Source organism: Microbulbifer aggregans, from assembly GCF_001750105.1.
GTDB classification, from domain to species: Bacteria; Pseudomonadota; Gammaproteobacteria; order Pseudomonadales; family Cellvibrionaceae; genus Microbulbifer; species Microbulbifer aggregans.
The window spans coordinates 1,524,182-1,535,000 of the sequence record NZ_CP014143.1; the positions used below are offsets into that span (position 1 = coordinate 1,524,182).

Here is a 10,819-nt window from a genome sequence, read left to right on the forward strand (position 1 = left end):
CCGGTCGCGGTGGAGCCGGCTAAGCTGGCGGGCATGATAACAAAACAGGGAGTCACTCATGACCGTAGCTTTCTGGTGCCTACTGGCCGCGGCCATTATGCCTTACGTATTTACGTTGATCGCCAAATTTGGCGGTGAGGGCCGCTACAACAATCGTGCCCCCAGAGCCTATCTGGACTCGCAGAAGGGACTGGCGCAGCGGGCCGACTGGGCCCAGCGCAACAGTTTTGAGGCGCTGCCCATCTTTGTTGCCGCAGTACTGGCCGGCGCCGTTGCCGGAGTGGCGGACCAGTGGATGGCGATCCTGGGGTTGGGCTTTATCGCCTTTCGCGTGCTCTACGGGTTTTGTTACCTGAGAGACTGGGCCAGCACCCGCTCCATTGTGTGGAGCGGGGGCTATCTGTGCTGCCTGGCCCTGCTGGTGCTGGCAGCACTGGCGGCACCCTCGGGCTGAGCGCTCAGCCCAGCTGGGCGAACACCTTTTTCGCAGCGGCGATGGTAGCGTCGATGTCCTCATCGGTATGAGCGGCGGACATAAAGCCGGCTTCGTAGGAGGCCGGTGCCAGGTAGACGCCCTCGTCGAGCATGCCGTGGAAAAAGCGGTTGAAGCGCTCGGTATTGCAGGCCATGACCTGCTGGTAGTTGGTGACCTTCGGCTCGTCGGTAAAAAAGAAGCCGAACATGCTGCCAGCGCTATTCGCCGTCAGTGGTACGCCGGCCTCTCTGGCCGCGGACAGAATACCTTGTACCAGTTTCTCGGTCTTTTCGGTCAGACGGTCATAGAAGCCGGGTTCCTGTACCAGTCGCAGTGTTTCCAGTCCCGCCACCATGCCGACCGGGTTACCGGATAGTGTGCCGGCCTGATAAATCGGGCCGGTGGGTGCAATCTGTTCCATGTACTTGCGTTTACCACCGAAAGCGCCAACCGGCATACCGCCGCCGATCACCTTGCCCAGTGTGGTGATATCCGCCTCAATGCCGTAATGGCCCTGGGCGCCAGTCAGGCTCACGCGGAAACCGGACATGACCTCGTCGAGGATCAGCAGGGCACCGTGGGCATCGCAGACCTCGCGCAGGGTTTCCAGGAAACCGGGCACCGGCGGGATGCAGTTCATGTTGCCGGCTACGGGCTCGACGATGATGCAGGCAATTTGATCCCCCATCTTGTCAAAGCACTCGCGCACGGACTCGGCGTCGTTATAGGCGAGGGTGATGGTGTGGTCTGCGAGGGAGGCGGGAACACCCGGCGATGACGGCACGCCCATCGTCAGGGCGCCGGAGCCCGCCTTGACCAGCAGGGAGTCGGAGTGCCCGTGGTAGCAGCCCTCGAACTTGACGATCTTGTCGCGGCCGGTGGCACCGCGGGCCAGGCGAATCGCGCTCATGGTGGCCTCGGTGCCGGAGTTGACGAAGCGCACCAGGTCCATGTTGGGCCAGATGCGACAGAGTTCCTCAGCCAGTTCGGTTTCCAGTTCCGTGGGGGCGCCGAAGCTCAGGCCAGATTGGGCCTGTTCCACCACCGCGTCGATCACGTCCGGGTGGGCATGGCCGAGCACCATAGGGCCCCAGGATTGCACATAATCGATGTAGCGATTGCCGTCAGCGTCGAAGAGATAGGCGCCCTCGGCGCGATCGATGAACAGCGGTGTGCCGCCTACGGCGCGAAAGGCACGTACCGGTGAATTGACGCCACCGGGAATGTACTGCTGGGCGTCGGAAAAAAGTTGCTCGGATTTGCTCATAGACTTGGGAAGTGCTTGGGAATTTGGCCGGCTATTATCCAGTTCGCCCGCGCCCGGGACAATGGGACCGATGCGGGAGAGCGATCAGCTGCGTGCCCAGAATAGCCGATTGGGGATTGGCCGCCCCATTCCGAGCCGGCGGCTGTCGGCAATGGCGCTCCAGGTGAACTGCTGGCTGCGAGCCACCGCCTCAATGACGGTCAGGCCGTGGGCGATATGGCAGGCAATGGCGGTAGCCAGAGTGCCGCAGACGCCATAGGCCGCAGGTTGCAGGCGTTGCCAGTGAAATTGTCGGATCAGTCCGCGTTCGTCATAAAGGCGGTTTTCCAGTTGCTGCTCGCAGGGTACGCCGGTCAGGAGCAGATAGCGGCAGCCGCTCTCCAGCAGTTCCTGCGCCTGGGCGTCGAGCACATCCGCCTCCACGGCCATCGCACGGGCTTCGCGGCGGTTTGGGCAGGCCATGGTGGCGTAGGGGAGCAACAGGGAGCTCATTGCCTCCCAGAGTGGTGGAGCCAGCATACTCTGCTTGTCGGCGAGCGTGGCATCCGGGTCGATGATCACTGGAATGTCGGGGTAGTCCCGCAGGACACTGTGCAGCGCGCGGACATTTTCCACCGAGCCCAGGTAACCCACCTTGATCGCGGCGACCGGCATATCCTCGAGAACCGCCCGGGCCTGCTCCACCAGCAGGGAGTCATCCACCGGTGCCACGCCCATCAGTTCACCGGTGTCGCCGACACTGATAGCAGAGACGACCGAAGTGCAGTGACAGCCGAGACTGACGGCGGTTTCCGTATCTGCGGTGATCCCGGCGCTACCACTGGGGTCGTGATGCGTGATAGTGAGGACAATCGGTTGGCGTGTATCCATGGGCGAATTGCACGGTCGCGAGCTGCAGTTCAGGGGCCCCTACATTCTAGTTGCGCCGGGCAGCCGCTCCGAGACTTCTCGCGCCTCTTTGTGCTGCCGGCGCCCGGATGGGGTCAGAAGGGCTTCACCACCGCCAGGATTATGATGGCTACCAGGGCTAGTACCGGCAGCTCATTAAAGATGCGAAAGAAACGCGAGCTGCGGGTAACGGTGCCCGCGGCAAATTTGCGTACGTAGGCGCCACAGACGTGATGGTAACCGATCAGCAGCAATACGAATGTCAGCTTGGCATGCATCCAGCCGGCGGTGTGGTAATAGGACGGGTTGTAGGTGAAGAGCCACACGCCGAAAACGATCACCGCGATCATCGACGGGAGAGCGATGCCTCGGTAGAGGCGGCGCTCCATGGTGCAAAAACGGTCGCGACTGATCTGGTCGGTGGCCTCCACGTGGTAGACGAACAGGCGCGGCAGATAGAACAGGGCGGCAAACCAGGTAACGATTGCCATCAGATGAAACGCTTTGACCCAGAGCATGGGGCTCCCTCCCGTTAAAAATGGACGTTCAAGTCGGTGATGATTGTTATTGGCGATAAAAATTATCGATATGCTGGGGCAGGATAATACCGGCGACATTCTTGTCCAGTGCCGGCGACAATCCCCGGTGCACATAAAGCCCCCCGGCGCCGCTTTTTTCCAGCTTTGCCTGAGCTTCCAGCAGGGTGGCGCGCCAGTTGAGTGCCGCGAGCTGGAGGCGTTCGCCGGGTAGTTTCAGCAGGTCGATGGGTTCATCTGCCCCTGCGTCCTTGTCCTCGCGGTTTTCTTTGCGAGCCTCCTCCAGGCGCTGGAGAAAGCTCGCCAGGTCCGCGGCGCGCAGTACTTGGGGTGCGGGTTCTTCCGGTAAGTCGATCACAATCCAGAGCGGGCTCGGCGCGATCAGCCGCGCAGCCTCCGCTTCACTGATTCGCTGCGGGGCAATGGAGAAACGCCGCTCCATCACACTGGCCACGCCCACGCGGCTCAACATCTGCTGTCGCCAGCTGGGCGTACCGCTTTTGTTTAGTGAGCGCAGTGTCTCCTGGAAAATGCCCTCGGTGCGGAAGAAGTGCCGGCTGACCAGGCACGCGACCACGATCATCAGCATGCCAGGGAAAAGTACATTGGGGTTGTAGGTGAGCTCGAGGATGGCGAGCAGTGCTGCCAGCGGTGCATTCAGGAGCGCAGCCATCATCGCCGCCATGCCGACCATGGCGTAAAAGCCGGGGCTGGCTGTGCCCTCACCGAGCCAGATATTGGTCAGGGCGCCGGCAATCCCACCCAGACAGGCCCCCAGAAAGAGACTGGGGCCGATAACGCCGCCGGGAATCCCCAGGCTGCTGGCGAGGAGTGTCGTGGCGAACTTTGCCACCACGATGATCGCCAGAACAGTGAGTGCCAGTTCGCCGAGGATGGCCTTTTCCAGCGTGTCATAGCCGGCCCCCAGCACTTCCGGCACCCAGATGGCGATAATGCCTGTGACCACCCCGGCGGTGAGGAAGCGCACCGCTGGTGATTTACGCTGAACCGGTGCCAGTCGTCGCTGGATGTGAATGAAAGCCCCGGCGAGACAGCCGATTACGATGGCAAAGAAAAACAGGACCGGCATCTCCGCCAGGGAATTCAGCTGAATGGCCGGTACTGTGAACGCCGGCTCGCTGCCGAATACCAGCTGGGTGACCGCGCTGCCGATCACGGCGGCAAGAATCACCGGCAGGAAACCCACGACCGAGTACTCCAGCATCACCACTTCCATGGCAAACACCACGCCGGCCAGGGGTGTATTGAAAGACGCCGCGATGGCGGCGGCGACACCGCATCCCAGGAGGCTGCGCACCGAGTTGTTGGGCAGTTTGAGCTGGCGGGCCAGCAGACTGCCGCTGGCAGCGCCCAGGTGCACCGCGGGCCCCTCACGGCCCACTGACTGACCACTCAGCAGTGCGACAGACCCGGCCAGGAACTGCAGGACGGCGTTCCAGGCGGGCATCTGCGCCTGGTGATTGTGCAGTCGGTCCAGCACGTGCACGATCCCGGTGTGCCGCCGGCTGGGTCTCAGCAAATGGTACATGGCTGCCAGGACCAGGGCGCCGAGGACTGGCAGCGCAAACCGCCAGACCAGTGGCAGCGCCTCGAACTGATCGGGCATCGGCAGGTAGAGCCTGGATGGGGATTCACTCAGCAAGCGGAAGCTGACTGTTACCAGCCCCGCGGCAATGCCGGTGAGCAGCGCCATGGCCAGCAGGGGTGCCAGGGCATCCTGGGCGGAGAGCTGTAGCCGCAATTTTTCCAGCCCGCGCTCGCGGCGCAGCCATCGGGAGGCCGGTTTCTTGTCACGGGATTCTGGGTCTGGCTTCAACGCTCGTCCTGTTTAGTGGCTGGCTTGTGGTAGAGTGCTGCGCATATTTTATCCGGATGGCGCCCTGAGAGAGCCCGTCCGGCGGGTTCAATGAGCACAGGAGTGACCGTCAGGGTGATCAAAGTAGCAATTGTAGGGGGCACCGGCTACACGGGTGTGGAACTGTTGCGGCTGCTCTGTGGGCATCCGCAGGTTGAGATCGCTGCTATTACATCGCGAACCCTGGCCGGTACACCGGTGGCGGAATTGTTCCCGAGCCTGCGCGGTCACAGTGAACTCGTTTTCAGCGAGCCGGATGTAGAGCTTCTCGCCAAGGCGGATCTGGTGTTCTTTGCCACACCCCACGGAGTTGCCCAGGCGCAGGTGCCGGAGCTGATCCGCCGGGGTGTGCGTGTGATCGACCTGTCGGCGGACTTTCGCCTCAAAGATATTCCTGCGTGGGAGCGCTGGTACGGCCAGTTACACGCCGCGCCCGTGCTCGCGGCAGAATCCGTATACGGACTGCCCGAGGTACACCGGCAAGAAATCGCCGGCGCGCAGCTGGTTGCTTGCCCAGGTTGTTATCCGACGGCGATTCAGCTGGGCTGGATTCCACTGCTCGAGGCCGATGCCATCGAGCCCATCGGACTGATCGCCAATGCTGCCAGTGGTGCCAGCGGGGCGGGCCGCCAGGGCAAGACCGAGTTGTTGTTTGCAGAAAACAGTGACAACTTCCGCGCTTATGCAGCTGGAGGTCACCGCCACCTGCCTGAGATCGAGCAGGGCCTGCGCAATGTACAGCCGCAGGGTAGTGATCCCGCGAGTCTCACCTTTGTGCCGCACCTTCTACCGATGGTGCGCGGCATTCACGCCACGCTCTATGCGCGCCTGAAGCCGGGACAGACGCTGGAGTCTGCGCAGGCGCTGTTCGAGGAGCGCTACCGCGATGAGCCTTTCGTCGACGTGATGCCTCCGGAGAGTCACCCGCAGACCCGCAGTGTGCGCGGCACCAATCTGTGCCGCATTTCGCTGCACCGGCCGCAGGACGGCGATACATTGGTGGTCTTGTCGGTTATCGACAATTTGGCCAAGGGCGCCTCAGCCCAGGCCTTGCAGAATATGAACATCATGTTTGGCTGGGATGAGACCCTGGGGCTGGAGAGCCCGGCCCTGCTGCCTTAGAATCGGCAGCTTAATCCACACAAGTTATCAGTTTAATCACGGCAAAACGGATTTCATGGCGCGCAAAGTCAAAGGCAGTAAGCAGTACCGCATGAAAGTGGTGCCCCACCGCCCATTCTCCGGGGCTCTCTCGGTGGTGGGGGTGGCACTCCTCGTGCTCGCGACTTCCGCAGCAGCCTATTACGCCGGGCAGTACCACCTGCGCAGCAATCTTGATCGCAAGACCCTTGCGCACGAGCGCGCTCTGGAAGAGCTTGAGCGTTTGCAGCAGGAGAACGAGACGCTGAGGTTGCGCGCCACTACTGCGGAGCAGTCCCTCGCCATTGGCGAGCAGGCGAGCGACAAGGTGCGCACTGAGCTGGTGGACAAAGAGAACCGCATCGCGGAGCTCAAGCAGGAAATTTCCTTTTACCGGGGGCTGATGGCCCCGGCCGATGGCAGTGAAGGCGTCTCGATCGGCCGTTTCAGCATCTCGGAAACGGGCGATGCCCGCCGCTACCAGTACAAGTTGCTGGTGCAGCAGTCGGCGACACGGCACAACCTGGTGACTGGTCAGGCGACCTTCACCGTGGTGGGCAGTCAGGATGGACAGCCAAAACGCTATCCCCTGAGTGCACTCTCGCCCCAGGTGGACAGTGAGAAGATCCCTCTGCGCTTCAAATACTTTCAAAATATTGAAGGCGAGCTACAGTTGCCCGAGGGTTTCGAGCCCGAGGGTGTGGAGTTGTCGCTGCAGTCCAGCGGCCGCAGGGGTTTCAATATCGAGCAGCGTTACGGCTGGCTGGTTCAGAAGAGCTAGTCACCTGAGGCTGATAAACGAGGTTTGAAAGACTTATGTTGAGAAAGAAAGAGAAGGCTACAGCTATGGCGAGCTCCGGAAGCAACCACACAACACTGATCGCCCGCCAGACTGAGGTGACCGGTGACCTGCATTTTCGCGGCAACCTGGTGATCGAGGGTAAAGTGAAGGGTAACGTCAGTGCCCACAGCGACAGCGATGCGCGTCTGCAAATCGTCGATGGCGGCGAGGTAGAGGGCGAGATCCGCGTACCGCACGTGGTCATCAATGGCACAGTGAAAGGCGACGTATACGCCGCCCGCCACCTGGAGCTGTCCTCCAAGGCGATGGTGGAAGGCAATGTGCACTACAAGCTGATCGAAATGGTGAAGGGTGCCCAGGTCAACGGTTCCCTGGTCTCCAATATCGACATCGATGCCACCAGTGAGACCCGCCTGCTGGAGCATGCCGAAGAGGCGGTCGCCGAAGTCGACTGACCCCCTCCTGTCAGGGCCGCGCCCGCCGGCCCTGAATACTTGACTGCTCTAGTCGGTTTTAGCAAGATGGCGGCCCTGAGGCCGCCCTCGATATACTGTCGGAAAGGGTGACGCCTGCCCAAATACCGAGAGAAACCTATGTCAGAAGCTGTATCCTTTTCTCCTGAACCGATCGTGGTGACCGAGCGCGCCGTGGCCAAGGTCAAGAACCTGCTGGAGGATGAGGGCAATCCGGAACTGAAGTTGCGAGTGTTCGTCACTGGCGGAGGCTGCTCCGGTTTTCAGTACGGTTTTACCTTCGATGAGCTGGTGGCAGAGGATGATGCAATCGTCGAGAAAGACGGAATTGAGGTGCTTGTCGACGCCATGAGCTATCCCTACCTGGTTGGCGCCAGTGTGGATTACGAGGAGGGCCTGAGCGGCTCCCGCTTTGTGGTACAAAACCCCAACGCCTCCTCTACCTGCGGCTGCGGGTCTTCCTTCTCGATCTGAGACCGCCGGTCACATTGAGTCGGGGCGGCAGTCTTTCTCCTTCACTGCGGCCCCTCCCCTTCCGAATACCCTTTTTCAAGCGGGATAGATGCCGCCAAGGACCGTATCGCGGCTCGCCCCGGTAACGCCCGGGCAGTTGCCTGGTAGTCCATGTAGTGTCTGGTGGGCCAGCCAGGCAAACCCCACCGCCTCCAGCCAGTCGGCATCGATACCGTATTTTCCCGTATCGGCGATGGACCAGGTGGGTAGTCTCCGTTGCAGGCGCTCCAGTAAATCCAGGTTCCTGGCGCCGCCACCGCAAATCAAAAGCTCCCCGCCATTGGCGAAAGCGCTGACCGCATCTGCGACACTGGCCGCCGTGACTTCTGAGAGGGTGGCCTGGACGTCGGCTGGTGACAGCTGCAGCCCGACGCTGGCGCGTTCGAGCCAGCTGGGATTGAAAGTCTCGCGGCCGGTGCTCTTGGGGGGTGCGGCGGCAAAGTAGGGATCAGCCATCAGCCGCTCCAGGAGTTCCGGGTGTACCCGGCCGCTGGCGGCCCAGGCGCCGTCGCGGTCAAATGGCTGGCCCTGATGCAGCTCGACCCAGTAATCGAGGAGCGCATTGCCGGGCCCGGTATCGTAGCCGCGAATACTGCCGCCGGCGGCGAGTTCAGTGATGTTGGCCATGCCGCCGATATTGACCACTGCCCGGTCTGTGCCGGTGGCAAACGCTGCGTGGTGAAATGCGGGCATCAGCGGAGCGCCCTGTCCCCCGAGTACCATATCCCGCCGCCGAAAGTCCGCGACGGTGGTGATGCCCGTGAGGGTGGCAATGGTGTTGGGGTCGCCGAGCTGCATGGAAAAGGGCACGGCAACGCTTCCCGGCGGACGATGGCGCACAGTCTGGCCGTGGCTGCCGATGGCTTTCACTTCCCGGGGGCCGATCGAGGTTCGCTCGAGTAAGGTGGTAACCGCGTCGGCGAAGGCTTCGCCCAGTTGGCGATCCAGCTGACCGGCGCGATCCAGCTCCGAAGGGCCCGGTGCGCAGAGTGCCAGAATGGCTTCACGCATCGAGGGGCTGATGGGGTGACCCACGGCTTCCAGTATTCGGGTTCTGAGTGGGGAAGTGCCTTCGAATTCGACCAGCACGGCATCGATGGAATCGACGCTGGTGCCGGACATCAGGCCGATATAGAGCTCAGACATTCATGCTCCCTCAAGGTGTGAGCTATCAGTGCTCGGCTTTTTGTTGTTGTGGCTGCCCGCCGTGGCGATGAGTGCGGGCTGGGGGAGGCGAGGCGCCCACCGGTGGTGGGCGCACGCGGAGAGGTTCAGTTCACTCCCTGGCTGTCCTCGGGCTCGTTGCGCTGAGCCAGGGCCGGTTGCTCGTAGCTCTCGAGCTTGGCCAGGAGCGGCTGTGTTTGTGTGCGGAATCGATCCATCTCTGCGCTCGGGATCGATTTCGCTTTCGGCAGCTTGCGTACGATGGTGGCCGGGTTGCGGTGGCTGCCATCCACGAGGAACTCATAGTGCAGGTGTGGGCCGGTGGCGTAACCGGTTGCACCTACGGTGCCGATCACCTGACGCTGCTTCACCCGCTGGCCGCGCTTGACCTTGCGCTTGTGCAGGTGGAGGTAGCGGGTCACGTAGCGCTCGCCATGCTTGATGAAGACGTAATTGCCGTTGGCCTTGCTGTAACCGGCCTTGATGACTCGGCCATCACCGGCCGAGTAAACCGGAGTGCCGGTTGGTGCGGCATAGTCGGTGCCATTATGCGGGCGCCGGGTCTTGAATATCGGGTGCAGCCGGCGGGGATTGAAGTGTGAGCTGATGCGACCGATATCCACCGGTGTGCGGATAAAGGCCTTGCGCATGCTCTTGCCGTCTGGGGTGTAGTAGTTTGCATCGCCATTGCTGTCGACATAGCGCACGGCACTGAAAGTTTTGCCCTGGTTGACGAAGGTCACGGCCTGAATGGGGCCGTTGCCGATCTTCTCACCGTCGAGGAATTTTTCCTCGAACATTACGCTGAAGCGGTCACCCTTGCGGATATCCAGAGCGAAATCGATATCGGAGCTGAAGACCTGCGCCATCTCCATGATCAGGTCGTGGCTCAGTCCAGCCTCGCTACCCGCCATAAAGAGAGAGCTGTCGATCTGTGCTTCCCGGAAAGCGCTGTAGCTGTCCGCCTGGCGCTGGTGGGATGCGTATCTGAAGGTTCCGCTGTCTTCCCGGGTAAATGCCTCCAGATTAAGGCGGTCCCGGTGCAGTTCCAGGCTTGCCAGCGAGCCGTCGCTGTTGACGTGGAAGGTAAGCTTTTCCCCGGGGGTCAGTCGGGCCAGGCCGCGAGCTTCCTCTCCACTGGAGAGAAGCTTGTACATTTCGGTCGCATCGACCCCGGCGCGCTTGAAAAGATCGGACAGGGTGTCGCCATTGCGAACCTCCAGGTCCTTCTTATCAAGGGTTACCGGCGGCTCACTGACGTCGGCCTCCGCGTCGCTCGCAGTCACGGCTTCTTCAGCAGGCCGAGCGACGAGATCGGTGGCCGTCTCTTCAGGTGCTGACAGATTCACGGGCAATGGGAGTCGCTTGGCCTCCACCTCGGGAGTGGGGACGAACATGGCGAGCACCAGCGCGAAACTGGCGGCCCCTGCCGCGAGGGCATGAGTGCGCGGGAAATGCTGGCGCAGGGCGCCGAACAGGCGCCTGGGCTTCGGTGTGCGTGGATTTTCCATGGTCTTAATAGGTGGTGCTGGTATTACTTTTTATCGGTGTGTGGCATCTGCTGTGCCTAAAAAACGAACACCGAGACGGCTTTATAACAAAATTTCTGCCGGCGTTCACGGGATAATTGACCTGCACTTCCATGGTTCAGTTCCTCTGTACCTGCTCCTTGGCTCGCCTGGCTT

11 protein-coding genes are annotated in these 10,819 nt (G+C 61.6%); 5 read left to right on the forward strand and 6 right to left on the reverse strand.

Translation table 11 applies throughout. The features are described 5' to 3' along the window. Positions 1-58 precede the first annotated feature (58 nt). Entirely contained in the window at positions 59-454 is a 396-nt protein-coding gene (locus tag AUP74_RS06595) for an MAPEG family protein (protein WP_069946891.1), read from the forward strand. Positions 455-458: 4 nt separating this feature from the next. Here AUP74_RS06595 and hemL read toward each other — a convergent pair whose 3' ends face one another. The 4 genes from hemL to AUP74_RS06615 all read right to left on the reverse strand — a co-directional run bounded on the left by hemL (position 459) and on the right by AUP74_RS06615 (position 5,003). Continuing rightward, complete coding sequence (gene hemL, locus AUP74_RS06600; protein WP_069946892.1) at positions 459-1,742, reverse strand: glutamate-1-semialdehyde 2,1-aminomutase; 1,284 nt, start codon at positions 1,740-1,742, stop codon at positions 459-461. An 84-nt stretch (positions 1,743-1,826) separates the two neighbouring features. Further along, positions 1,827-2,612 (reverse strand): bifunctional hydroxymethylpyrimidine kinase/phosphomethylpyrimidine kinase, encoded by a 786-nt coding sequence (gene thiD / locus AUP74_RS06605; RefSeq protein WP_069946893.1) that lies wholly within the window; start codon positions 2,610-2,612, stop codon positions 1,827-1,829. 113 nt (positions 2,613-2,725) lie between these two features. Then, complete coding sequence (hemJ, locus tag AUP74_RS06610; RefSeq protein ID WP_069946894.1) at positions 2,726-3,148, reverse strand: protoporphyrinogen oxidase HemJ; 423 nt, start codon at positions 3,146-3,148, stop codon at positions 2,726-2,728. 46 nt (positions 3,149-3,194) lie between these two features. After that, the gene (locus tag AUP74_RS06615; protein WP_069946895.1) at positions 3,195-5,003 is read right to left on the reverse strand and encodes a chloride channel protein; all 1,809 of its coding nucleotides are present in this window, start codon (positions 5,001-5,003) and stop codon (positions 3,195-3,197) included. A 114-nt stretch (positions 5,004-5,117) separates the two neighbouring features. Here AUP74_RS06615 and argC point away from each other — a divergent pair, with 114 nt between their 5' ends. The 4 genes from argC (at position 5,118) to erpA (ending at position 7,931) form a co-directional block, all read left to right on the forward strand. Then, positions 5,118-6,164, forward strand: a complete 1,047-nt coding sequence (gene argC, locus AUP74_RS06620; protein WP_069946896.1) for an N-acetyl-gamma-glutamyl-phosphate reductase — start codon at positions 5,118-5,120, stop codon at positions 6,162-6,164. A gap of 55 nt (positions 6,165-6,219) precedes the next feature. After that, positions 6,220-6,963, forward strand: coding sequence for a DUF6776 family protein (locus tag AUP74_RS06625; protein ID WP_069946897.1), 744 nt, complete (start codon positions 6,220-6,222; stop codon positions 6,961-6,963). 65 nt (positions 6,964-7,028) lie between these two features. Next, the gene (locus AUP74_RS06630) at positions 7,029-7,439 is read left to right on the forward strand and encodes a bactofilin family protein (protein WP_069946898.1); all 411 of its coding nucleotides are present in this window, start codon (positions 7,029-7,031) and stop codon (positions 7,437-7,439) included. 138 nt (positions 7,440-7,577) lie between these two features. Beyond that, positions 7,578-7,931 carry an iron-sulfur cluster insertion protein ErpA gene (erpA, locus tag AUP74_RS06635; RefSeq protein WP_069946899.1) on the forward strand — a complete coding sequence of 118 codons (354 nt, stop codon included), beginning with the start codon at positions 7,578-7,580 and terminating at the stop codon, positions 7,929-7,931. A 75-nt stretch (positions 7,932-8,006) separates the two neighbouring features. Here the strand turns inward: erpA and AUP74_RS06640 are convergent, their stop codons facing one another. Together AUP74_RS06640 and AUP74_RS06645 are read right to left on the reverse strand one after the other, a co-directional pair. Then, a complete protein-coding gene (locus AUP74_RS06640) occupies positions 8,007-9,116 on the reverse strand; it encodes an anhydro-N-acetylmuramic acid kinase (protein ID WP_069946900.1) in 1,110 nt (369 codons plus the stop codon). 125 nt (positions 9,117-9,241) lie between these two features. After that, positions 9,242-10,645, reverse strand: coding sequence for a peptidoglycan DD-metalloendopeptidase family protein (locus tag AUP74_RS06645; protein ID WP_069946901.1), 1,404 nt, complete (start codon positions 10,643-10,645; stop codon positions 9,242-9,244). Between the last annotated feature and the right edge of the window lie 174 nt (positions 10,646-10,819).

What these genes read in the sequence shown, in the direction of transcription:
- AUP74_RS06595 (WP_069946891.1), top strand. Translation starts at nt 59, where the DNA reads ATGACCGTAGCTTTCTGGTGCCTACTGGCCGCGGCCATTATGCCTTAC.
- hemL (WP_069946892.1), bottom strand. Translation starts at nt 1,742, where the DNA reads ATGAGCAAATCCGAGCAACTTTTTTCCGACGCCCAGCAGTACATTCCC.
- thiD (WP_069946893.1), bottom strand. Translation starts at nt 2,612, where the DNA reads ATGGATACACGCCAACCGATTGTCCTCACTATCACGCATCACGACCCC.
- hemJ (WP_069946894.1), bottom strand. Translation starts at nt 3,148, where the DNA reads ATGCTCTGGGTCAAAGCGTTTCATCTGATGGCAATCGTTACCTGGTTT.
- AUP74_RS06625 (WP_069946897.1), top strand. Translation starts at nt 6,220, where the DNA reads ATGGCGCGCAAAGTCAAAGGCAGTAAGCAGTACCGCATGAAAGTGGTG.
- AUP74_RS06630 (WP_069946898.1), top strand. Translation starts at nt 7,029, where the DNA reads ATGGCGAGCTCCGGAAGCAACCACACAACACTGATCGCCCGCCAGACT.
- erpA (WP_069946899.1), top strand. Translation starts at nt 7,578, where the DNA reads ATGTCAGAAGCTGTATCCTTTTCTCCTGAACCGATCGTGGTGACCGAG.
- AUP74_RS06640 (WP_069946900.1), bottom strand. Translation starts at nt 9,116, where the DNA reads ATGTCTGAGCTCTATATCGGCCTGATGTCCGGCACCAGCGTCGATTCC.
- AUP74_RS06645 (WP_069946901.1), bottom strand. Translation starts at nt 10,645, where the DNA reads ATGGAAAATCCACGCACACCGAAGCCCAGGCGCCTGTTCGGCGCCCTG.